This window comes from Cytobacillus sp. GQ23, assembly GCF_059758675.1.
The window spans coordinates 1-24127 of record NZ_JCAXER010000013.1 but is presented as its reverse complement, the minus strand read 5'-3'; the positions used below and the strand labels follow the sequence as shown (position 1 = coordinate 24127).

Annotated in this window: 22 protein-coding genes and 1 riboswitch; of the genes, 2 read left to right on the top strand and 20 right to left on the bottom strand. The window is 44.3% G+C overall.

Annotation, left to right across the window (positions count from 1 at the left end; all coding sequences use genetic code 11):
- Positions 1 to 9: 9 nt before the first annotated feature.
- The 6 genes from ligA to AC6CHU_RS12260 all read right to left on the bottom strand — a co-directional run bounded on the left by ligA (position 10) and on the right by AC6CHU_RS12260 (position 8439).
- A complete protein-coding gene (gene ligA, locus AC6CHU_RS12285; protein ID WP_498121872.1) occupies positions 10 to 2016 on the bottom strand; it encodes an NAD-dependent DNA ligase LigA in 2007 nt (668 codons plus the stop codon).
- 41 nt (positions 2017 to 2057) lie between these two features.
- Positions 2058 to 4301, bottom strand: a complete 2244-nt coding sequence (gene pcrA, locus AC6CHU_RS12280; RefSeq protein WP_498121870.1) for a DNA helicase PcrA — start codon at positions 4299 to 4301, stop codon at positions 2058 to 2060.
- Positions 4302 to 4373: 72 nt separating this feature from the next.
- Positions 4374 to 5060: a heptaprenylglyceryl phosphate synthase gene (pcrB, locus tag AC6CHU_RS12275; RefSeq protein ID WP_159871294.1), complete on the bottom strand. Its 687-nt coding sequence runs from the start codon at positions 5058 to 5060 to the stop codon at positions 4374 to 4376.
- A gap of 150 nt (positions 5061 to 5210) precedes the next feature.
- The gene (locus AC6CHU_RS12270; protein ID WP_035333268.1) at positions 5211 to 5519 is read right to left on the bottom strand and encodes a YerC/YecD family TrpR-related protein; all 309 of its coding nucleotides are present in this window, start codon (positions 5517 to 5519) and stop codon (positions 5211 to 5213) included.
- 28 nt (positions 5520 to 5547) lie between these two features.
- The gene (locus AC6CHU_RS12265) at positions 5548 to 6603 is read right to left on the bottom strand and encodes a DUF3048 domain-containing protein (protein ID WP_159871291.1); all 1056 of its coding nucleotides are present in this window, start codon (positions 6601 to 6603) and stop codon (positions 5548 to 5550) included.
- A gap of 93 nt (positions 6604 to 6696) precedes the next feature.
- The gene (locus AC6CHU_RS12260; protein ID WP_201306624.1) at positions 6697 to 8439 is read right to left on the bottom strand and encodes an adenine deaminase C-terminal domain-containing protein; all 1743 of its coding nucleotides are present in this window, start codon (positions 8437 to 8439) and stop codon (positions 6697 to 6699) included.
- Between the two features lie 193 nt (positions 8440 to 8632).
- On the opposite strand from AC6CHU_RS12260, the gene AC6CHU_RS12255 reads away from it, so the two are divergent.
- Positions 8633 to 8917, top strand: coding sequence for a YgaP family membrane protein (locus AC6CHU_RS12255; RefSeq protein ID WP_159871285.1), 285 nt, complete (start codon positions 8633 to 8635; stop codon positions 8915 to 8917).
- Positions 8918 to 9021: 104 nt separating this feature from the next.
- Positions 9022 to 9135 carry an EYxxD motif small membrane protein gene (locus AC6CHU_RS12250; RefSeq protein ID WP_323805933.1) on the top strand — a complete coding sequence of 38 codons (114 nt, stop codon included), beginning with the start codon at positions 9022 to 9024 and terminating at the stop codon, positions 9133 to 9135.
- Here the strand turns inward: AC6CHU_RS12250 and purD are convergent.
- The 14 genes from purD to AC6CHU_RS12180 form a co-directional block, all read right to left on the bottom strand.
- Complete coding sequence (gene purD / locus AC6CHU_RS12245; protein ID WP_251284339.1) at positions 9113 to 10381, bottom strand: phosphoribosylamine--glycine ligase; 1269 nt, start codon at positions 10379 to 10381, stop codon at positions 9113 to 9115. The genes AC6CHU_RS12250 and purD overlap by 23 nt on opposite strands.
- A gap of 67 nt (positions 10382 to 10448) precedes the next feature.
- Complete coding sequence (purH, locus tag AC6CHU_RS12240; protein ID WP_159871279.1) at positions 10449 to 11984, bottom strand: bifunctional phosphoribosylaminoimidazolecarboxamide formyltransferase/IMP cyclohydrolase; 1536 nt, start codon at positions 11982 to 11984, stop codon at positions 10449 to 10451.
- 38 nt (positions 11985 to 12022) lie between these two features.
- Positions 12023 to 12604: a phosphoribosylglycinamide formyltransferase gene (gene purN / locus AC6CHU_RS12235; protein ID WP_159871276.1), complete on the bottom strand. Its 582-nt coding sequence runs from the start codon at positions 12602 to 12604 to the stop codon at positions 12023 to 12025.
- 13 nt (positions 12605 to 12617) lie between these two features.
- Positions 12618 to 13643, bottom strand: coding sequence for a phosphoribosylformylglycinamidine cyclo-ligase (gene purM / locus AC6CHU_RS12230; RefSeq protein ID WP_159871273.1), 1026 nt, complete (start codon positions 13641 to 13643; stop codon positions 12618 to 12620).
- Positions 13644 to 13939: 296 nt separating this feature from the next.
- Entirely contained in the window at positions 13940 to 15337 is a 1398-nt protein-coding gene (purF, locus tag AC6CHU_RS12225; protein ID WP_159871270.1) for an amidophosphoribosyltransferase, read from the bottom strand.
- Entirely contained in the window at positions 15322 to 17538 is a 2217-nt protein-coding gene (gene purL, locus AC6CHU_RS12220; RefSeq protein WP_159871267.1) for a phosphoribosylformylglycinamidine synthase subunit PurL, read from the bottom strand. Before purL ends, purF begins: the two co-directional genes overlap by 16 nt.
- A complete protein-coding gene (gene purQ / locus AC6CHU_RS12215; protein WP_159871264.1) occupies positions 17522 to 18208 on the bottom strand; it encodes a phosphoribosylformylglycinamidine synthase subunit PurQ in 687 nt (228 codons plus the stop codon). Before purQ ends, purL begins: the two co-directional genes overlap by 17 nt.
- Positions 18205 to 18459 carry a phosphoribosylformylglycinamidine synthase subunit PurS gene (gene purS / locus AC6CHU_RS12210; protein WP_009336741.1) on the bottom strand — a complete coding sequence of 85 codons (255 nt, stop codon included), beginning with the start codon at positions 18457 to 18459 and terminating at the stop codon, positions 18205 to 18207. Before purS ends, purQ begins: the two co-directional genes overlap by 4 nt.
- Positions 18447 to 19172 carry a phosphoribosylaminoimidazolesuccinocarboxamide synthase gene (purC, locus tag AC6CHU_RS12205; protein ID WP_251284341.1) on the bottom strand — a complete coding sequence of 242 codons (726 nt, stop codon included), beginning with the start codon at positions 19170 to 19172 and terminating at the stop codon, positions 18447 to 18449. Before purC ends, purS begins: the two co-directional genes overlap by 13 nt.
- A 107-nt stretch (positions 19173 to 19279) precedes the next feature.
- Positions 19280 to 20572 (bottom strand): adenylosuccinate lyase, encoded by a 1293-nt coding sequence (gene purB / locus AC6CHU_RS12200; protein WP_159871258.1) that lies wholly within the window; start codon positions 20570 to 20572, stop codon positions 19280 to 19282.
- A 3-nt stretch (positions 20573 to 20575) separates the two neighbouring features.
- Positions 20576 to 21724: a 5-(carboxyamino)imidazole ribonucleotide synthase gene (purK, locus tag AC6CHU_RS12195; protein WP_396399156.1), complete on the bottom strand. Its 1149-nt coding sequence runs from the start codon at positions 21722 to 21724 to the stop codon at positions 20576 to 20578.
- Positions 21717 to 22205, bottom strand: a complete 489-nt coding sequence (purE, locus tag AC6CHU_RS12190; RefSeq protein ID WP_251284343.1) for a 5-(carboxyamino)imidazole ribonucleotide mutase — start codon at positions 22203 to 22205, stop codon at positions 21717 to 21719. The genes purK and purE overlap by 8 nt, the downstream gene beginning before the upstream one ends.
- A gap of 138 nt (positions 22206 to 22343) precedes the next feature.
- Positions 22344 to 22445, bottom strand: a riboswitch (purine riboswitch).
- Between the two features lie 86 nt (positions 22446 to 22531).
- A complete protein-coding gene (locus tag AC6CHU_RS12185) occupies positions 22532 to 22738 on the bottom strand; it encodes an NETI motif-containing protein (RefSeq protein WP_251284344.1) in 207 nt (68 codons plus the stop codon).
- Positions 22735 to 23277 (bottom strand): DUF2179 domain-containing protein, encoded by a 543-nt coding sequence (locus AC6CHU_RS12180; protein ID WP_053433027.1) that lies wholly within the window; start codon positions 23275 to 23277, stop codon positions 22735 to 22737. The genes AC6CHU_RS12185 and AC6CHU_RS12180 overlap by 4 nt, the downstream gene beginning before the upstream one ends.
- Positions 23278 to 24127: the final 850 nt, after the last annotated feature.

Sequence of the window (24127 nt, the reverse complement as noted above, 5' to 3'; positions counted from 1 at the left end):
TACACCCTCTTACTTATTTAATTCTTCAACCAGTCTCTCCTCGTTCCAAACCTCTACACCCAGCTCCTGAGCTTTTGTCAGTTTGGATCCGGCATCTTCCCCGGCAATCACAACATCAGTTTTTTTGCTGACGCTTCCGGAAACTTTGCCTCCAAGCGCCTCTATTTTGTCTTTTGCTTCATTTCGGCTCATGATTTCCAGCTTTCCTGTCAAAACTACTGTTTTCCCTGCAAAAAAGCTATCTGAGCTTTCGGCTGAAACTGGCTTTGGCCCGTTATAAGCCATGTTGACTCCGGCTGCTTTCAGCTCGGCAATCAGTTCATGGGCTTCCTCTTGTTCAAAGAAGGAAACAATGCTGTCCGCCATTTTTTCACCAATTTCATTAATTGCTGTTAAATCGTCCCGGGATGCTTTTTCAAGAGCCTCCATATGGCTAAACTCCTGGGCAAGCGTTTTGGCTGCCTTTGCTCCCACATGACGGATTCCAAGGCCAAATAACAATTTTTCAAGAGAATTGCCTTTTGAGTTTTGAATGGCCTGAAGAAGATTATTTACCGATTTTTCGCCCATCCTTTCAAGCTTGATGAGCTGTTCATACGTTAATTTATAGATATCTGCCACATCTTTAATCAGGTTTTCAGCAAATAACTGGCTGATTACTTTTTCACCAAGACCATCAATGTTCATGGCATTGCGGGAAACGAAATGAATAAGGCCTTCCCTGATTTGGGCCGGGCACTTTGGATTGATGCAGCGCAAAGCCACTTCACCATCAAGGCGGACCAGTTCGCTCTCACATTCCGGACAATGTGTCGGCATATTAAAATCCTGCTCCTCACCCGTTCTCCTGTCTGCCAGTACATTCACAACTTCGGGAATGATATCTCCAGCTTTTTTTACAACAACCTGATCGCCAATCTTAATATCTTTTTCGCGGATCAAATCTTCGTTATGAAGTGAAGCCCTCTGGACAGTCGTCCCGGCAACACGGACAGGATCAAGAAGTGCAGTTGGAGTAACTACGCCAGTCCGCCCTACGCTTAATTCAATATCCCTTAGTTTGGTAACAACCTCTTCGGCAGGGAATTTATAAGCTATGGCCCAGCGTGGGCTTTTCGCCGTAGCGCCCAGCTGCTCCTGCGCCTCCAGTGAATCGACCTTGATTACAATGCCATCAATGTCATAAGACAAATTTGGACGTTTGTCGGTCCAGCCCTGTACGTATTCAATAACTTCCTCGATGCTTTCACATTTTTTGCGTTCTTTATTTGTTTTAAATCCAAGGCTATCCAGATAGTCCAGTCCATCGCTATGAGATACAACGCCTGTATCCCCTACATTCGCTATACCGTAGACATAAATATCGAGATTACGCTTTGCTGCCAGGCGCGGATCAAGCTGCCTTAATGATCCTGCTGCAGCATTCCTTGGATTGGCAAAAGGCTCTTCCCCATTTTCCTCTTTCGCTTTATTCAATTTCTCAAAAGAACGCCTTGGCATGAATGCCTCACCGCGAACTTCCATTGTAACGCTCTCTTTCAGCCGGAGAGGAATCGAACGAATTGTCTTTAGATTAGCTGTAATATTTTCGCCTATGGTTCCATCACCGCGTGTGGCACCGAGAATAAATAAACCATCCTCATAGCGAAGAGAGACAGCCAGTCCATCAATTTTCAATTCACATACATAAGAAACTTCTTCTCCGGCACCCTGGCGGACACGGCGGTCGAAGTCTCTTAAATCCTGTTCATTGAAGGCATTTCCCAAACTGAGCATCTGCGACTGATGCTCCACTTTTTCAAACATATCAAGGATTTCCCCTCCAACCCGCTGTGTTGGAGAATCCTCTGTTTTCAGCTCAGGAAACTGCTCTTCAAGCTCAATCAGGTCCCTCATCAGCCTATCGTATTCAGCATCTGGAACAGAGGGCTGATCAAGAACATAATATTCATAATTATACTGATTCAAAAGGTTGTGCAGATCTTTCACCTTTTTTTCTGCCAATTGAAGGTCCATACATTCAACCCTTTCTATAATCCATTAAAAATACAGGGGGATTATGCCTTTGTAATTGGTGCAAATTTTGCCAGCAGGCGCTTAATGCCCACCGGTTTTGGAAATGCAATATCCAGCTCTGTTCCTTCGCCGGACCCTTTCACACTGACAACAGTACCTGTGCCCCATTTTCCGTGCTGTGCTTTATCGCCAACCTTCCAGGCTATATCGTCTCCGCCTGTGTTCGAAGCGGATGGACGGATCACTGCTTTCCGCTGAACCTGTGCTCCTCTTGAAGCAGAAGCAGAAGCAGAAGGAGAACCAAACGGCGATGAGCCAAATGGAGTCGGCTTTTTAGCAGGTTCAAGGCCATCCAGCAAATCAGCAGGTATTTCTTTAATAAATCGGGACGGCGGATTCATATTCGTGCGTCCAAATAAAGTGCGCATTTGAGCATTCGTAATAAAAAGCTCCTCTTCGGCCCTGGTGATTCCCACATAAGCAAGGCGCCGCTCCTCTTCCATTTCAGACTCTTCCATTAGCGAACGGCTGTGAGGGAATACCCCTTCCTCAAGGCCTAATAAAAAGACAACAGGGAATTCAAGCCCTTTTGCTGAGTGAAGTGTCATAAGAACAACAGATTCGGCTTTTTCGCCATCATCATCCAATTTATCAATGTCAGCCACAAGCGCCAAATCAGTTAGAAATGCAATAAGCGTTTTATCTTCGCTGGCTTCTTCAAAGTTTTTTGTAACCGACAGGAATTCATCAATGTTTTCCAGGCGGCTCTGTGCTTCAATGGATTTCTCGGCAATCAGCATATCACGGTAGCCTGATTTCTCCAAAAGCTCTTCCACCAGTTCCGTCACAGATAGGTATTCCTGCATTTGAGTATAGTTTTTAACCAGATCCCTGAATTCAATGGCCCCTTTTGTAATTTTTGGGCTCAAGCCAATCAATTCAATAGATTCGAGTGCTTCAAACATGCTCATTTCATGAAGCTGTGCAAAGTTGGCGATTTTATCAACTGAACCGGAGCCGATTCCGCGCTTTGGCACATTAATTACACGCTGAAGACTGATATCATCATCCGGATTGGCAATCAGGCGCAGATAAGCAAGGATGTCCTTGATTTCTTTGCGGTCATAGAACTTGATGCCGCCGACAATGGAGTATTCTATATTTGACTTTAACAGCACTTCCTCCATTACACGGGATTGTGCATTGGTTCGGTACAAGATCGCGATATCTGAAGGGCTTCGCTTGCCGGTGCTGATGTATTCCTTGATTTTGCCTGCAACAAACTGCGCTTCTCCCTGTTCGCTGTCGGCACGATAGTAGAAAATCTTATTGCCTTCAGCATTTTCGGTCCATAGATTTTTCGGCTTTCTGTTCAAGTTTTTGCTGATGACTTCGTTCGCAGCCAGCAGGATCCTTTTTGTTGAACGGTAATTTTGTTCAAGCATGATGGTTTGCGCATTAGGATAATCCTTTTCAAAGGAAAGGATGTTGGCAATGTCTGCACCGCGCCATTTATAAATAGACTGGTCCGAGTCACCGACTACACATAGATTCTTAAATCGGCTTGCCAGCAGCTTTACAAGCATGTATTGCGCTCTGTTTGTATCCTGATACTCATCCACATGAATGTATTGGAATTTTCTTTGATAATATTCCAGCACTTCCGGAACTCGCTGGAACAGCTGAATGGTGATCATAATAAGATCATCAAAATCTAGCGCCTGATTGCGCCTTAATCTCTTTTGGTACTCGGTATATACATCACTTGCAACCTGCTGAATATAATCTCCGGCTGTTTTCGCATACTCTTCAGGAGTGATCAATTCATTTTTTGCCGAGCTGATTGATCCCAGAATAGCACGCGGATCAAATTTCTTTGGATCCAGATTTTTATCCTTCAGGATCGATTTAATAACGGATTGCTGGTCTGTTGAATCCAGAATCGTGAAATTTCGGTTATAGCCAATCCGGTCAATATCTCTTCTTAAAATCCGCACACACATCGAGTGGAACGTCGAAATCCAGATATCATCTGCAGCTCCGCCCATCATATTATGAATCCGGTCACGCATTTCACGTGCTGCTTTGTTAGTAAATGTGATTGCTAGAATATTGTAGGGGTTCACACCCTTTTCCACCATTAAGTAAGCAATCCTGTGCGTAAGAACTCTTGTCTTTCCGCTTCCCGCTCCTGCCATTATAAGAAGTGGTCCGTCAGTTGCTTTTACCGCACTTTGCTGCTGCGGGTTTAGTCCGTTCAATAATTTATCTGATAAAAATTGCATTCCTTCTCTTCACCACCATAGAAACATATGTTCTTATATTTTATCTTGTTTGCTGCCCATCAGCAACCTGAATTAAGCACGAACAGCTTTGACTGTGGCCAATGCCGCCTGCAGATCATCATAAATAACATTTCCGACCACAATGACGTCTGCATGCTCAGCCATTTCTTTTGCCTGTTCTGCATTCCGGATGCCGCCTCCGTAAAATAATACGGTTTCTTCCAGTGTACTTTTCACCTCTCCGACCATTTCGGCATCTCCGTACGTTCCGCTGTATTCCAGATAGAAGATTGGCAGGCGGAACATCTTCTCTGCCATCATGGCATATGCTCTCACCTCATCAAGCGATAAATCTGTACGTGAGTTGGTGACCTGTGCAGCTTTACATTCTTCATTGAGGATGCAATAGCCCTGAACAAGGATTTCTTCCCAATTCATAATATCCCCATACTCTTTTACAGCTTCCTGATGAAGGCCTGTAACCCACTTCACATCCCGGCTGTTAAGAACTGTCGGGATAAAGTACAGGTCAAACCCCGGAGTAACTGAATCAATTGCTGAAACCTCCAGCACACAGGGCACCGTGTATCTGCGGATGCGGGCCATTAAATCCAGCACCTTCTCCAGCGTGATTCCGTCTGTTCCGCCCACAATTATCGCATCGGTCCCTGACTCGCAAATCATCTCCAGGTCTTCATCTGATATATTTTTATCCGGATCGAGCTTGAAAACGTGGCTCCATTCGCGAACATCATACATGCAAAATTGCCTCCATTCTATCATTCCATTTCATCATTATATCATTTAAGATTAGGAATAAAAAATAAAAGCTGAAGCGCCATTGGAAGGATTGAAGACAAAGAAAAAAACCGCGGGACCAGCCCCATCGGTTTAGGCAAAAACAAATATTTACGCCTTTTCAGCTTCTTCTTCTTTGATTCTTTCCAATGCCATTTCATATGCATCATTTCCATAGTTGAGGCAGCGCTTTACACGGGAAATGGTTGCCGTGCTAGCACCCGTATCTGTTTCAATCTTATGATACGTTTTTCCTTCGCGAAGCATGCGTGCTACTTCCAGGCGCTGGGCCAGAGATTGTATTTCATTCACTGTACATAAGTCGTCAAAGAATCGGTAGCACTCTTCCAGATCTTTTAAAGATAAAACAGACTTAAATAACTGATCGAGTTCTTTGCCTCTTAGCTTATCAATTTGCATATATTTGCATACCCCTTTATTTTACAGTTTATTGTTTAGCATCAAAGGAAACCGTTTGCTCCAGCCCTGGGTTTGATGGAACGATGTTGATCCATGTTTTTCCCGGCACCAGTCCAGCCTGCTGGCCGTTTAAGACAGGCAGAATTCGTCCGTCAATATTTTCCCACTGCACCTCAGTCACTTTTCCTTTTTGAAGGAGATAACCTTTTCCCCCAGAAGTTAAGTTAATATCACGGCGGCCTGCGCTGTCAACCACCTGATGATCCGCTTCTGCGATGAAAATGTTATCGAGTAATGCAGGTTCCCCGGATTTGTAGTCAGCTGTTAGCTCACCGTTGGAATATCTTTTGTATTTCCCAAGTCCTTCATCATATTCATAGATGACATTGAATAATTCATTATCCCGGTAGGAGACCATGGCAGAGTCAGCTTTCTCTCCCTGAATTGCCTTTACCTCTTTCTTTGACAGAAATTCAAGTGATTTCGGTTCATCGTCCATCGCATAATTTTTTTCTTTGGCACCCTTCAGCACATTGTCAAAAGAGATATAGGAATTATGCGGAGCCTGTCTAAAGCTTTCCCTTTTAAACAATGTACCGTCATAGTGCATCCCATTCAGGTTATCTACATACCCCTGATCCAGCAATTCTTTGGCCTCCGGACTGTATCCATGCGCAATATAGAGGCTGTCAAAGCCTTTGGCCAGCTCAATATAATAGTCCCTGGAACTTCTGACAGGTCCTATCATTTCGGGCCGCTCACTTTGAAAAATAGCAAGAAAACGAGTCACGTCACCTTCTGCCAGCATTTCGTAGACGATATCAGCCTGATTAATACCAGATTGCGGACGGGCTTTCGGATGGTTATTGATCATCACCGAGACAGCCCTTCCATCCACTTCGGTTTCAGACCCGATGCCTGTGAGCGGATACTGAAATGGAAGTTCATTTTCAGAGCTGACTCCTTTTGTCGCTTCTTCCGCTTTTTCCGTCTCCTGCTTTGCCGGCTCCTCTGCTTTTTCTTTACTGCATCCAGAAACGAGGAACAATGCCGCTGCCGATATAGCTATCCATCTTTTTAACATTTTTCACCCCGTAAGATTGTAGCTTTTTATGCACTTTCTATGTTAGCTCCCTTGAGCAGTTTTGATCTCTCTCTATTCCTTCTCTTTCATATTTTAACGCATTATCGTCGGAAAGAGTACCGTTTTATTCATGACATCATACATTCCCTGCTGAGTAATTCGGATATAGGGCAGATGAGTTGAAGAGAAAAAGAGCAGCGTGTACATTGGATCTTCATGTCTATAACCTTGATCACGCAAATAATGCACAAGCTGTTTTTCTTCCTTCATTAAATCCTCCACATTTTTATGTGACATGATGCCTTTTAAGCGGAGCTCCATCTCCTGGACAATACTCCCCCCTTCAGATATGACAATGCCTCCGCCAATTTCCTTTAGCCGGTTAAATGCATTTAGCATTTCCTTTTTGTTTTTTCCAATTAAGATGATATCACCAGTATTGGAAAATGAACTGGCCATTCCATCCAGGCTTTGCGAGAAACCCTTCAGTATGGTATTAATGCGCCAGTTTCCATTCCGGTCTACCAGCATGAAGAAACATTCATCATGATCTCGATCCAGCTCTTCGGCTGAAACGTCAATTGTGATGGAGTAGGGCTTCGTAATGACCGCATTCTCAAGTCTTATCCCAAAAGGCATGGAGAATTGCATATCATCAGCCGTCAGCTCCCAATCAATCTCCAGCGGTTCAAAGCCGTATTCTTCCCATTCTATAGGCTTATAGGCATGCAGGTTTTCACCGTCTCTCTTCACCCATTCCCCTTTGGCAATAACAGATATAGGGGTTGGCTCGCTTTCATCTGACAGGAAATTGATATTGGCAACCCTTCCTGTCGCAATGGAGCCATGTAAATAATCGATTCCATAATGGCGGGCCACATTAATGGTTGCCATATTATAAGCATCAATAACTGGCACTCCTTTATCTATGGCAATGCGAATCATATGGTCAATGATTCCCTGCTCATAAAAGGAGGAAAAGGAACCGTCTGTTGTGAATACCATCCGATCATATTGATCAATTCCGATTTCATGCATTTCTTCCAATAAAACCGGCAGATCCGGACGGATGGAAGAATATCTGAGTGATACGGTATATCCCTGCAAAAGTCGATTGTACACATCTTTCCCAGTCATTGACTCATGGTCACAATCCGCGCCCAGCAGCATAAGCTTTGCAAGCGTTTTTTCAGATGCCCCCGGAAAATGCCCTTCAATCTTTTTCCTCATCCGCTTTGTTTCCTGAATCCAATGGAGCATCATATCATCGCCATCCAATAGCTTCGGCCACCCTGTAAGCTCTCCACCCTGGAGCACAGCATCATGCTCAAGCCATGATTTAACGTTTCCATGTGAAAAAACAGATTCTTCGTGCTGGATCTCTGTTTGAGCGTCAAACCGGCACCACCAATAGGTTGTAGCAGGCATGTTTCTCATTTCCCTCAAAAAGGAAAACGCTTTCTTTTTATCCTGCTGTAAAGCAAGCACCATATTGTCATTAATCAGGGTTGTGGTACCAAACTGCGATGCATAGCTCGCCAGGGAATGGGGATTATATAATTGAAATGGATGGGCATGCGGCTCGATATATCCGGGAACGAGCGTAAGACCAGTGCAATCAATGATCTCACTCCGATCTGTTTTTTCGGGCAGCTTTTCGCCCACATAAACTATCCGGTCGCCATAAATCCATATATTTGCTGTTATCCATTTGCGAAGTGCCTGGTTCAGATAACGAGCGTTCTTAAGTAATATCGTCGGTGACAATTTTCCGTCCAATACGGAAACATGTTCACGCAAGTGCCTGTTTTTCCAACGGTAACGCTGTTCCAGCACCATACTCCCTCCCTTGTTGATTTCTATATATAAATACTCTGTTTTCAGAATGAATATAATGAGTAAAACGGCTTTAAATCAATAAAGAAAGCCCTTACATTTTCTCTTGTTTATTATAGTAACATATTTCACTGTTTAACGCATTAAAGAATCAGTAAAAGATTGTAAAAATTTTGTGAAGGCGGTGGGACCTGTGCAGGTAAAATCAAATATCGGCATTGTAAATGCCTTAATACGCATAACAATTGGATTAACGATACTGGCCTGGAGCACTTCAAAACTTGTAAAACGGCCTTGGCGGGACTCTTATCTTGTGATGGCCATGCTGGGTGGCATGAAAGTGGCTGAGGGGATTGTCCGCTTTTGTCCTTTAACAGCCCTTTTTGAAAGAGGACAGGATATGGTTCAGGAAAAAAGGGGAAATCACGTTAACAATGATGAGGCTGCCGAGGAGATTCTGCCTTTTAACCCTTCTTAGCCATACAGGAGCGCAGACAAAGAATACCAAGCCCTCCCCGGTCGTGCAAAGTAAATAATTCAGCCCCCTATTTGGGGGCTGAACATTAGAAAGGAGCTGACAATATGTTCTGGGAATACGTAATGGATATGACGTTCGTTCTGACAGCCATAATAGGAAGCATTGTAGCACTCCTGTTTGTGTATATCCGGAAAACTAAGAAAGGACGTGCACGATAGCTTTATCGGCAATATCTTTGCGGCAGAATACACCTTCACACTGAAGTTTTTCCAGTTCTGAATATACTTTTTGCTGCGCTTCTTTCAATGTGGACGCCTTAGCTCCCGCCAGCAGCACGCGCCCGCCATTTGTTACAAACTCCCCTGAGCTGTTTCGATCAGTGCCGGCATGGAAGACTAAAACATCTTTAAGCAAATGCAGCCCATTCAGAACAGCTCCTTTTTCGTATGCTTCAGGATAGCCTTTTGACGCAGCAACCACTCCGACGATTGCTTCTTGACTCCACTCGATTTCAGGCTGCTCCCCATTTAGGACTGCCAGCATGACCTCAGCCAGATCCGAATTCATCCGCGGCAGAATTACCTGTGTTTCAGGATCTCCAAAGCGGGCATTAAATTCGATTACCTTCGGCCCTTTTGATGTTTTAATCAGACCTGCATATAAAATTCCGGTAAAACTCCGGCCTTCCTGAACCATTGCTTTTGCCGCCGGCTTTAAAACTTGTTCAACAGCCTCTGAAACTATTTCATCACCAATATGCGGTACGGGTGAATAAGCCCCCATCCCGCCTGTATTCGGTCCCTGATCTCCATCAAAAGCACGCTTGTGATCCTGGGCAATTTCTAGCGGCACCACTGTTTCTCCGTTCACAAAGGCCATTAAAGAGAATTCTTCCCCTTCAAGGAATTCTTCTATTACGACAGTTGAAGAAGCTTGGCCAAACTTTTCATTTAATAAAAGCTCCTTAATTCCGGATAACGCTTCCTGCATAGTCATGGCTACTATTACGCCTTTTCCTGCTGCAAGCCCATCTGCTTTCAGAACAATGGGAGCACCCTTTGCTTCAATATAGGCTTTCGCTTCTTCATAGTCGCTGAATACTCCATATTCAGCTGTCGGAATCGCATATTTCTTCATTAGCTCTTTGGCAAAAGACTTGCTGCCTTCAATTTCTGCTGCAGCTTTTTTCGGTCCAAATACCTTTAATCCAGCCTCTTCAAATCGGTCTGCCAGCCCTTCTAGCAGCGGTACTTCTGGCCCAATTACAGTCAGATCAATTTCATTTTCCTGAGCAAACTGCACAAGTTTTTCCTGTTCGTTTTCCTGAATGGAAACCAGTTGTGCCGAATCTTCCATTCCTGGATTTCCCGGTGCTGCAAAAACCTGTTCCACTGAAGGACCTTGATTCATCTTCCAGCAAATGGCATGTTCACGTCCGCCTCTTCCAATAACCAATACCTTCATTATGCCCACCTCCGTATAATGTCAGCTATAATAACATGGCCTCAGTTCGAGGCGCCTCCGCTTTCGTTTAATGCTTAAAGTGTCTAACACCTGTAAAGACCATTGCAATGCCATACTCATCAGCTTTTTTTATGGAATCCTCATCACGGATGGATCCTCCCGGCTGAATGATGGCTTTGATGCCTGCTTTGGCTGCAACTTCAACTGTGTCGTTCATTGGGAAGAAGGCATCAGATGCCATTACTGCCCCATTTGCTTTTTCTCCGGCCTGTTCAAGCGCAATTTTGGCAGAGCCCACACGGTTCATCTGGCCTGCACCAACTCCAAGTGTCATATTTTCATCATTGACGACGATCGCATTGGACTTTACATGCTTAACAACTTTCCAGCCGAGCTTCAGTGCTTTCCACTCTTCTTCTGTCGGCTCTCTCCTGGTCGCTACTTTTACTTCGGCATTTTCAAGGGTGAACAGATCATATTCCTGCGTCAGCAAACCGCCTTCAATAGCGGATAATCTCATCTCCGCTTTCTTTTTACCGCCAAAAGGAATAGTCAGCAAACGCAGATTCTTTTTCCCTTTTAAAATCTCAAGTGCTTCCTCCGAGAAGGAAGGTGCAATGATGATCTCAAGGAAAATTTCATATAGCTTTTTGGCTGTCTCAGCATCCACTTCCCTGTTAAGGGCAATAATCCCGCCAAAAATCGATACAGGATCTGCTTCAAAAGCTTTAGAGAAAGCTTCAAAGACATTTTCCCCTGTCCCAACTCCACAAGGGTTCATATGCTTAACAGCAACTGCAGCAGGCTCAGAGAATTCCTTAACAATCTGAAGCGCTGCATCTGCATCATTTATATTATTGTAGGATAATTCTTTGCCGTGAAGCTGTTCAGCATTAGCAATCGAAAATTCAGATCCAAGCGGCTTGCGGTAAAAAGCAGCTTTTTGGTGAGGATTCTCCCCGTATCTCAAAGTTTGCTTCAATTCATACGTAACCGTTAATTTTTCAGGCGTTTCTTCATTTGCCAAATCTGACATATATTCAGCAATCATCGCATCATAGGCAGCTGTGTGGCGGAATACCTTCGCAGCAAGCCTGCGGCGGGTTTCCTTTTGAACCTCTCCGGTTTCTTTCAGCTGTGAAAGAACTGTTTCATAATCAGCAGGATCCACTACAACCGTTACATAGTCATGGTTCTTGGCGGAAGCACGCAGCATGGCCGGACCGCCGATATCAATATTCTCTATCGCATCCTCTACTGTCACATCCGGTTTTGCGATAGTCTGCTGGAACGGATATAAATTCACGCACACAACCTGAATAGGCTGGATCCCATGCTCCTCAAGCTGCTGTTTGTGGCCTGGCTCACCATGCTTAGCCAGCAGTCCGCCATGTATCAACGGATTTAATGTTTTCACACGCCCTTCCAGAATTTCCGGAAAGCCTGTCACATCGCTTACCCCGATAACAGGAACTCCGCTCTCCTCCAGCGCTTTTTTTGTACCGCCTGTTGAGATAATTTCAAAACCCAATTCACTTAGCTGCTGGGCAAATTCTGTTATGCCATTTTTGTCGGAAACACTGATTAATGCACGTTTCTTCATGTTCGCTCCCCCTGACTCTATCGATGATATGATATACTTTAGCACTCTACCATTTTAGCATAGAAAAGATCCTGCAAAACCTGCGGATAAAGTTTGTGCTCGACTTCATGTATTTTCTTTTGAAGACTCTCAAGCGTTTCATCCGCATCTATAGCAACTGGCGCTTGAGCAATTATCGGGCCCGTATCCATGCCTTCATCTACAAAATGAACCGTCACACCGCTTACCTTCACTTTGGCCGATAATGCCTGGCCAATCGCGTCCTTACCTGGAAAAGCAGGAAGAAGAGAAGGATGGATATTAATAATTCGGCCTTCAAACTCTTTTAAAAGCGTCGGGCCAATCAGTCTCATATAGCCTGCGAGAATAATATACTCTGCCCCGCTCTCCTTCAGCTCTTGCAAAATTGCTCTTTCGTACTCTGCTTTGCCTGCATAGTCTTTAGCTGAAAAAACAAATTGCGGAACTTGCTCGTTTTGAGCGCGCTGGATGCTGTATGCACCTGGCCGGTCACAGACAAACAGGACGATCTCAGCCTGCAGGTCCCCATTTCTGACGGCATCAGCAATGGCTTGAAAGTTCGTTCCGCTTCCGGAAGCAAACACTGCTATTTTTTTCATGACTTCCTCCAAGTTACAGAATTTCAATTCCTTCCTGATCCGTTACAGTCCCCATCAGATAAGCCTTTTCATCAATTTCATTAAAATAGGCGATCAGTTCATCAGCTTTTTCTTTATCTGCTGCAATCACCATGCCTGTTCCCATATTAAAAATATTGTACATTTCCTTGCGTTCCAGTCCGCCGATTTTCTCCATCACTGAAAATACCGGAGGCACTTCCCAATTGCTTTCAGTAAGCTGGGCGCCAAGACCTTCAGGCAGCATGCGCGGAATATTTTCAATAAATCCGCCGCCTGTAATATGTGCCATGCCCTTCAGCTTGAACTTCTTCATAGCAGACAGCAGCGGTTTTACATATATTTTTGTAGGGCGAAGCAGCTCTTCCCCTAAGGTGCAGCCTAATTCTTCTACATGATCTGTTAAGGACATATCCGCTTTTTCAAAAAACAGTTTTCTGACAAGCGAGTAGCCATTACTGTGAATTCCGCTTGAGGCAAGGCCGATCAGTACATCTCCTGCCTTGATGTCCGCACCATTAATCAGTCTGGATTTTTCACAGGCACCAACCGCAAATCCGGCAAGATCATATTCTTCCTCACTGTACATGCCAGGCATTTCGGCAGTTTCACCGCCTACAAGTGCACACCCTGCCTGTTCGCAGCCATCCGCAATGCCCTTCACAATCGCTTCAATCCGTTCAGGCGCCGCTTTTCCGCAGGCGATATAATCCAAGAAATACAGAGGCTCTGCTCCCTGTACGACAATATCATTTACACACATGGCGACTGCATCAATCCCAATGGTGTCATGTTTATCCATCATAAAAGCAAGCATCAGCTTCGTGCCGACACCATCTGTACCTGAAACGAGAACCGGTTCCTTCAGGTTTAGTTCAGATAGATCGAACATGCCGCCAAATCCGCCCAAACCGCCGAGCACACCCGGACGAATCGTCTTCTGTACGTGTTTTTTCATGCGGGAAACTGCTTCATATCCAGCTTCAATATCTACTCCGGCCTGTTTATATGCATTTGCCATCTGTCTCTCACCCCATATTAGAAAAGCGTAAGCGCCTTGCTCACCTCAGACAAGCAAAAGACGAGCCTCTCGTGAAGGCGTTCTATGCCTTTCTGGAAGGAATGTCTTATGACCTCGAGGAGGCAGGCGCTACAGCTAGACAGTTATCGTATTTCAAAGTTACTTCTTCATCAATAAAGGCCGATCCTACAACTTATCGGCCAAATTAGTGCTTTTACCGGTCAAAAATCAAGTTTTTCCGGCCAAATTCCTATATTTATCGGCCAAACAAAGCAGGTTATCGGCCAATTGAATTGTTATACTTTTTCATAAGGATGCAAAGTACTTGGATAAATCTCAGTCGGATACTGCCCTGTAAAGCATGCCAGGCATTGTCCATCTTTCCGTCCAATTGCTTTGACCATGCCCTCTGTACTTAAAAAGGTAAGTGTGTCTGCACCAATGATTTCTCTTATTTCCTCAACAGAATGATTGCCGGCAATCAATTCTTCCTTTGTCGATGTATCGATTCCATAGAAGCATGGATTCTTAATCGGAGGTGAACTGATCAGCACATGCACTTCAGTCGCTCCAGCTTCCTTCAGCATGGTGACGATCCGTCTGCTTGTTGTTCCGCGAACGATCGAGTCGTCCACCATGATGACTCTCTTGCCTTCTACCACCCCGCGTACAGGCGACAGCTTCATCTTCACACCCTGTTCACGCAGCGACTGCGAAGGCTGAATAAATGTACGTCCTACATAGCGGTTTTTAATCAGACCCATCTCGTAAGGAATGCCGGATGCTTCAGCATAGCCAATCGCAACCGAAATGCTGGAATCCGGTACACCAGTAACAACATCACCTTCAATTGGCACTTCAAGAGCCAGCTGTTTTCCAAGGTTTTTCCGGGCTGTATGAACGTTGATCCCGTTGATATTGCTGTCCGGACGGGAAAAATAAACATATTCCATTGTGCACATGGCAATATTAGAGGCCATGGCAAACATTTCTGAACGGAAGCCATTATCATCAATAATCAGCAGCTCCCCCGGAAGAATATCGCGGATAAACTCGGCTCCCACCACATCAAAAGCACAGGTTTCAGATGCAACCGCATAAGCATCGCCGATTTTGCCAAGAGAGAGCGGCCTCATGCCGTTCGGGTCCAGCGCAACCATCAGCTCTGTTTCAGTCATGATCAGAAAAGCATAAGCTCCTTTAATCATGGATAACGCATTTTTGACACGATCCTTGAGGGAGGAAAATCCTGCACGCTTAATTAAGTGAGCAAGCACCTCTGTATCCGAGCTCGTTTGGAAAATGCTTCCTTGTCCTTCAAGCTGATGCTTTAAAGCAGTCGCGTTTACCAGATTTCCATTATGGCAAAGAGCAAGGCTTCCGCTTTGAGAGTTGAACAGGAGAGGCTGGACATTTTCATAACCGCCACCCCCGGCAGTCGCATAGCGTACATGCCCGATTGCTGCTTTCCCTTCCAGTTCCTTCATGGCATCTGATGTGAAAATTTCCGTTACAAGGCCTTCACCTTTAATGCCTTTCAGCTTCTTTCCATCGGTAACAACCATTCCGGTGCCTTCCTGGCCGCGGTGCTGCAGGCTATGGAGCCCGTAATAGGTGATCTGGGAAGCATCCTGATGCCCCCAGATTCCAAAAACACCGCACTCTTCATTCAGTCCTCTTATTTCAGCAAGCATGGGATAGCTCCTTTCCAGGCCTGCTTTAGAACGTCAACTTGTTCGGCAAGCAATAGGCCCTCTTCATTAGAGATATAAAGTACAGGTGCTTCTGTTACTTCACCGATTAGTGCCGCGTCGACTAAATTTTCGAATGCTTCCTGGTTTTCTTTTTTTACAGAAAGAAGGAAACGGGATTGTGATTCACTGAATAAAGCTGAAGTTGCATTTCCTGTAACCTTGATATCCGCTCCCAGACCTTTTGAACCGATGAGACTTTCTGCGGCTGCTACAGCTAATCCGCCTTCTGCTACATCATGCGCAGATGCTACAAGTCCTGAACGGATGGCTTTTAGAATTTGCTCCTGTGCCTTTTCTTCTTTTTCGAGATCAAGCCCAGGTGCTTTTCCGAAAATCCTGCCGTATGTCATTTTCTGAAGCTCACTGCCGCCAAACTCATCCTTTGTTTCGCCAACCAGATAAATTAAGTCCCCAGCTGCTTTAAATGATTGAGATGTTACATGGTCAATATCCTCTACCAGTCCGACCATTCCGATGACAGGTGTCGGATAGATCGCTGTTCCATTTGTTTCGTTATATAAAGAGACGTTTCCGCCGATAACTGGTGTATCCAATGTGCGGCATGCTTCACTGATTCCGTCTGCCGCTTTTTCAATTTGCCAGAAGATTTCAGGCTTCTCCGGATTACCAAAGTTCAGATTATCTGTTATCGCCAATGGCTGACCGCCGGAGCAAATGATGTTTCTTGCCGCTTCGGCCACAGCAATTTTTCCGCCTGTTTCCGGGTCAAGATACATATACCGTGAATTACAGTCTGTCGTCATAGCCAATCCTTTGCGGGTGCCGCGGATGCGGATGACAGCTGCATCTGATCCAGGTGCCACTACAGTATTCGTGCGGACCATATAGTCGTACTGGTCATAAACCCATTCCTTGCTGGCGATTGTCGGCTGCTGGAGAAGCTTCACAAGCGTTTCCTTGTAATCGTCCACTGCTGGGATTTCGTTCTCCATCGCCTGAAATTCACGGAAATACTCAGGCTCGCTTGATGGCTTATGGTAAACTGGCGCATCCTCTGCAAGTGCATCTACAGGCAGCTCTGCCACCACTTCTCCCTGATGAGTTAGACGAAGCATTTTATCATCGGTTACCTTGCCGACAGAAACGGCTTCCAGGCCATATTTGGAAAATAAATCAACAATCTCCTGCTCGCGTCCTTTTTTTACAACAATCAGCATTCTCTCCTGAGACTCGGAAAGCATCATTTCATATGCCGTCATGCCTGTTTCCCTTTGAGGAACAAGGTCAAGATTCATTTCAATACCCGATCCCGCTTTGCTGGCCATCTCAGCAGAAGAGCTTGTCAGACCTGCAGCTCCCATATCCTGAATGCCGACAAGTGCGTCAGACTGGACCAGTTCAAGACATGCCTCCAGCAGAAGCTTTTCCATGAATGGATCGCCAACCTGTACAGCCGGGCGTTTTGATTCTGATTGGTCTGTTAATTCTTCTGATGCAAAAGTAGCACCATGGATACCGTCACGTCCCGTTTTCGCGCCAACATACATAACGGTGTTGCCTACTCCATGAGCCTGGCCTTTTTTAATATCTTTGTGGTCGATTAAGCCGACACACATCGCGTTTACAAGCGGATTTCCTTCATAGGAAGAATCAAACTGCACTTCTCCGCCAACTGTCGGAATACCGATGCAGTTTCCGTAACCCGCAATGCCTGCGACTACTTCTTTAAAAAGGTACCGTACACGAGGAGAATCCAATTCTCCAAAGCGTAAAGAGTTGAGGAGTGCGACCGGTCTTGCGCCCATTGAAAATACATCGCGGATAATCCCGCCGACACCTGTTGCTGCCCCCTGGTAAGGCTCGATTGCAGAAGGGTGATTGTGGCTTTCGATTTTAAACACAACTGCTTGCCCATCGCCGATATCAACAATTCCAGCTCCTTCCCCTGGTCCCTGAAGTACTTTCTCTCCTGTTGTCGGGAACTTGCTTAAAACGGGCTTTGAGTTTTTATAGCTGCAATGCTCTGACCACATAACCGAAAACAAACCGATTTCTGTGTAATTTGGCAAACGCCCGATAATCTTTTCAATCAACGCAAATTCGTCATCAGACAATCCCATCTCTTTGTATACCTTCTGTGCCTTTAATTGTTCCGGACTTGGCTCAAGCATTAACGACATGTGCTTCCCTCCATTGTTTTACGATTGATTGAAAAAGTTTCAGGCCATCTGCTCCCCCTAAAAGCTCATCAACAGCTCTCTCAGGGTGCGGCATCATACCGAGGACATTTCCTTTTTCATTGACAATGCCTGCAATGTTTTCCAGGCTGCCATTTGGATTTGTTTCATTATAAGTAAAGACAATCTGATTATTTGCCTTTAAAGCTGCAAGAGTTGCTTCATCACAATAGTAGTTTCCTTCGCCATGGGCGATTGGAATATTAATTACTTCGCCTTTTCCGTATACGGATGAAAACATAGTTTCGTTGTTTTCAACCTTCAGCTCAACCGTACGGCAGATGAATTTCAGACTGTCATTTCTTCTCATCGCTCCTGGCAAAAGACCCGCTTCCAATAAAATTTGGAATCCGTTGCAGACTCCCAAGATTGGCTTGCCTGCCTCAGCCGCTTTTATAACTTCCTTCATGACATTACTGAAGCGTGCGACAGCACCTGAACGAAGATAATCTCCGTAAGAGAAACCGCCGGGAAGAAGAATTCCGTCATATTCGTCTAAGCTTTCTGCGTCATGCCAAACATATTCAGCTTCCGCTCCAAGCTCGTCCTTTACTGCATGGTACATATCGATGTCACAATTGGACCCTGGAAATACGATCACAGCGAACTTCACTGAGCAACAGCCTCCTCGATTTCAAAGCGGTAATCTTCAATCACAACGTTAGCCAATAAGCGCTCACACATTTCCTTCACAGCTTCTTCTACAGGACGATCGCTTTTTTCCACTGTCAGCTCCATGTATTTTCCAATGCGCACATCAGATACTTCGCTGTAATTCATGGAATGCAGAGAGTTTTTTACAACCGTTCCCTGAGGATCTAGAACACTTTCTCTTAATGTGACGAAAACTTTTACTTTGTACATACTGTTTGGCCTCCCAGTCTCGCTAAAATATTTTCATATGCATCAGTTAAATTTCCAAGGTCCCTGCGGAAAACATCTTTATCCAATTTTTCATTCGTTTCAATATCCCAAAGCCTGCAGGTATCTGGTGAAATCTCATCAGCCAGCAGAATTTGGCCAGCTGCATCTTTACCAAACTCCAGCTTGAAATCTACTAATTTAATGCCGAGCTCTTTGAAGAAATCTCTTAAAATATTATTAACCTGAAGTGCCTTTTCCTGTAATAGGGCTGCTTCCTGCTTTTCAGCCAGCTGAAGAACTTCAATATGATCTTCTGTCAGCAGCGGATCACCCAGCTCATCATCTTTGTAGTAGAACTCAACGATTGGCCTTGATAATTCTTTCCCTTCTTCAACTCCCAATCTCTTAGAAAAGCTCCCCGCCGCAACATTGCGGACTACTGTTTCGAGCGGAATGATCTCCACCTTTTTAACAAGCTGCTCTGTCTCTGAAAGTTTTTCAATAAAGTGAGATTCAATCCCCAGTTCATGAAGCTTTGAAAAAAGCAGACTCGTAATCTCGTTATTCAGACGGCCCTTGCCGCTGATACTTGCTTTTTTCTCGCCATTAAAGGCTGTTGCAGAATCCTTATATTCAATCCAGACGATGTTTTCATCGTTTGTCTGATAAACTTTTTTGGCTTTGCCTTCGTATAACAATGCTCCTTTTTCCATGGCGGAGAGCCCCCTTTATTTGATTGGCTGCTAGGCGTATTATTAAGAAGATTGGGAATTTTCCCGTTAATAAAGAGGTAAAGACTGCTCTCTACCTCTTTATTTTTTTACAAACCTAAGCGGTCAAAAATTGTATCCACATGCTTGATATGGTAGTTATAGTCAAAGCAATCATCAATTTCTGATGAAGATAGCTTTGATGTAATAATTTCGTCCTGCTCGATCAAACTGCGGAATTGGACCTGCTTTTCCCACGCTTCCATGGCACGGGGCTGTACTGTGTCATATGCCTCTTCACGAGTCATGCCCTTGTCAATTAAAGCAAGAAGAACTCGCTGAGAGTAAATAAGCCCCAGTGTACGGTCCATATTGCGTTTCATGTTGTCAGGGAAAACTGTTAAGTTCTTAACAATATTCCCAAATCGGTTCAGCATGTAATTCAGCGCGATTGTTGCATCAGGCAGAATAATTCTTTCTGCTGATGAGTGGGAAATATCCCGCTCATGCCATAACGCTACATTCTCATACGCTGTCATCATGTAGCCGCGGATTACTCTTGCCATTCCCGTCATATTTTCTGAACCAATCGGGTTGCGTTTATGCGGCATCGCTGAAGATCCCTTTTGACCTTTCGCGAAAAACTCTTCCACTTCACGCGTTTCGCTTTTTTGAAGGCCGCGGATTTCTGTCGCAAACTTTTCAATTGAAGTGGCCACAAGTGCAAGTGCACCCATATAATGCGCATGACGGTCACGCTGAAGTGTTTGTGTTGAGATCGGCGCTGGCTGGATGCCCAGCTTTTCACACACATATTTTTCAACAAATGGATCAATGTTGGCATACGTTCCAACTGCACCAGAAATCTTACCGAATTCTACCCCTGCAGCAGCTTCTTTAAAGCGGTCAAGATTGCGCTTCATTTCTTCATACCACAGTGCAAGCTTTAAACCAAATGTAGTCGGCTCAGCATGCACCCCGTGTGTACGTCCCATCATCACTGTATGCTTGTGTTCCTGTGCTTTATTTTTCAGAATTTCCACGAATCGTTCGATATCTTTGAGAAGAATATCATTTGCCTGCTTGATTAGGTATGAAAGCGCCGTATCAACCACATCTGTTGAAGTAAGCCCGTAATGAACCCATTTGCGCTCCTCGCCAAGCGTTTCAGATACCGCGCGCGTGAATGCGACAACATCATGCCGTGTTTCCGCTTCGATTTCTTTAATACGCTCAATATTAAAAGAAGCATTTTCCCGGATTTTCTGTACATCTTCTTTCGGAATATCTCCTAATTCAGCCCAGGCTTCACAGGCAAGTATTTCTACCTCAAGCCATGCCTTAAAGCGGTTTTCTTCTGTCCAGATAGCTCCCATTTCCGGTCTCGTATAACGTTCAATCATGTTTTATCCTCCGATCTTTTCCTTCACAGGGGTCCAAATGCCACTTCTGTCTGCTTCTTCAAGTGCCTCTTCGGCAGAGTTCCGTAAAAGCGTGACATGGCCCATTTTGCGTTTATATTTGGCATCCTTTTTTCCATACAAATGAATCTTCCAGTCATTCAATTCAGGTATTTTCTTGATTAAAGGTTCCTGGTGCTCTCCTAGTATGTTTACCATAACAGCAGGTTTTAATAGCTCTGTGCTGCCAAGGGGCCAATTGCAGACCGCACGGATATGCTGTTCAAACTGAGAGGTCTCGCAGGCTTCAATTGAATAATGGCCTGAGTTATGCGGACGGGGTGCAAGCTCGTTAATGTAAACCTGCCCGTTTTTCGTCAAAAACATTTCAACTGCCAATGTTCCGACAAGGTTTAAAGCTTCTGCCAGCTGGTTTGCTGCACTTACTGCCCTTTCCTCAGCATCAGCTGTAATCATGGCCGGCACAATTGTCTGGTGCAATATGTTTTCTTTATGGACATTTTCGCCGACTGGAAATACTGCGCTTTCTCCCGAGATATTCCGGCAAATAATAACTGATATTTCCTTTTCAAAAGTGATCCATTTTTCAAGGACGCACACGCCATTATCAAGAAGCTGTGCAGCTTTCTTAATATCCTGCCCGTCCTTTATCACAACTTGCCCTTTTCCGTCATACCCGCCTCTGGAGGTCTTTAATACTGCTGGATAGCCAAGCTTTTCTATATTATCATAAATGTCTTTTTCAGTCGTAATGACCGCATATGGCGCTACCTCACAGCCGGCTTTTTGGATGGCTGCTTTTTCCTTTGTCCGGTCCTGGGTGATCTCCAGTACTTCGCTTCCCTGTGGGACATACGCATTTGCACATAGCCACTCAAGAGCTTCGGCACTGATATTTTCGAATTCATAAGTGACAACATCACTTACTTTTGCCAGCTCTTTTATAGAATCTAAATCTCCGTATTCTCCAAGGATTCTAATATCCGCAACCTGCCCGCAAGGAGAGTCTTCTGACGGATCTAATACCGCAATCCTGAAGCCATTAGCCTTGGCTGCCAGGGCCATCATTCTCCCAAGCTGTCCACCGCCGATAATTCCAATAGTTTGTCCTGGTAAAATGGTTTTATTAGACAAGGTCATCACTGCTTTCCAGTACTTCTTGTTTTGTTTTATCTCTTTTTGACTGAAGGCGTTCTGCAATGGCTTTATCAAAAGAGCCAAGGATTTGCGCTGCCAGCAATCCGGCATTTACAGCACCTGCTTTTCCAATCGCAACGGTTGCTACCGGGACTCCGCCAGGCATCTGAACGATCGATAGCAATGAATCCAGTCCGTTTAAAGCTTTGGATTGGACAGGCACTCCAATCACAGGAAGTGTTGTTTTTGCTGCCACCATTCCCGGCAGGTGTGCAGCTCCTCCTGCCCCCGCAATAATTACCTTAATGCCTCTGTCTCTTGCCTGTTCCGCATATTCAAACATTAGATCTGGAGTGCGATGGGCTGAAACAACTTTTTTTTCAAAGGGGATTTCCAGCTCTTCCAGAATTCCGCAAGCGTGCTTCATTGTCTCCCAATCCGATTTGCTTCCCATAATGACTGCTGCTTGTGCGCTCATTCCTTCTCCTCCAAATCTTCTAATATAAAAACCCGCACAGACCCCTTCTCTTATATGAGAGAAAGTAATCTGTCCGGGCTAAAAAGAACCGTTAGAAAGACACCTGCAAACGGCAGGATCTATTCCTTCTACATGCCGGGCATATCAGCTTTCCCTCATAGTCCGGCAATTTACGGTTGCCAGGTAGAAACTTATGGGCCATATTCCCATTATTATACGAGGGTTATTCACGTTTTATTAACTACCATCATATTAACAACATACCTGATACTCTGTCAATTGAAAAATCGAACGATACTAAAAGTCAGACAATTAATGTTCGTGTTTTAGCCTTCAACTCGCTTTGCTTCAAAAACAATCTGCCGGCCGGCCGGTTCATACTCCACCTGTCCTGATTTTTTAACTTCCTTGAAAATAGGCTTTTCCGTCCTTCTAACAGGCATATAGCCTGTCTTTTTGATTCTTTCGAGGCACTGGTCAATGGTTTCATTTTCCTGCACTTCGAATGCCATTTTATTCTTGCCTTTTCTCATTGAGATAACTTTCCTCTCTTAACGGATTTTACCCAGAAGCCGCCATGAATCGTTTTCGGCTCATAGGCGATGATGAATGCTTTAGGATCCAGCTCTTTTATCGTCTGATAAAGCTTCAATTCATATTTTCGCGGTGTCAGAATCTGCAGGGCCATCCGATCGCCTTCAAGACCATTGGCAGCCCAGTTTGTCACGCCATAGCCTTTATCTCTTAAAGCCTTTGGCAGATCCCGGTCATATTCTTTTGTAATGACATTTACGGTAATATAACCAAGGGCCAGCTTCTCTTCTATTTTCATTCCAACAATAACACCGATTCCATAACCGACCGCATAGGCTATCAAATTTTGAATTTCATTCAGGTTATCCAGAACCAGTCCAAGTCCAATGACATAAATAACAACTTCAATTGTGCTTATAAAAGCTGCCAGGTAACGCTGTCCCTTTAGCGTCAAAATCATCCTGATGGTAAAAAATGATACATATACGATATTAATGATCAAAATAATAGCGACCATAATAAAACTGTTTTCCAGCAACGCAAGTCCTCCTTCATAAGGAATTAAGAGGCAAAGGAGTGTCCTCTCCCCATTAAGTCACTATTGTACAAAAGAAATTAGCTTTTGGTAACCTTTTTTCAAAAATTGAATCTTTATGAATAGGTTATCCTTTTTTGAGTGGGATGAAACTGCTCAATTATGCCTGTAGTAGTGGAGCTTATAAGATGGAGAGAAGTTTGATCAGTTTTATTTAGCAGGTTTCGGATGTTATTTGGCATGTTTGGGGTTTTATCTTATATTATCTAACAGGTTTTGGATTTATCTAGCATTTGGCACTCTTGATCTTTAGAGAGAACAAATTTGAGGTTTTACAAACGGAGGAATAGAGAGTTGCACATATATGGGTGCAAGCGCCACATAAAATGAAATAGCAGCACAAATGCTTGGCAAAGTGGCACATATGTATTCCTTTTAAAATAATGCCGAATTTATTTTCCTTTTCAAGCAAAGCCTTTATTGAATAGGATGAAATTATGCCTGTATTAGTTGAGGCTACATGAAGGAGAGAGGTTTAATTAGTCTTATCAAGCAGGTTTCTGATGTTATCTAGCATGTTATGGGTTTTATCTAACATGACTGTAAATTTATCTAACAGGTTTTTAATTTATCTAGCATACTTTGAAGTTTATCTAACATTTAGCACTAGCTATCTTTACAGAGAACAGCTTTGAATTTTAAAACAGACGCGGAAATAAGGAGTAGCACATATATGTCTGAAAGCGGCACATAAAATGAAAAAGCAGCACATATGCTGCGTAAAGTGACACATATATGTTTTAACAATAGAGCCTAAATATATTTTTCTGATCGCCAAAATCATTCAAAGCAC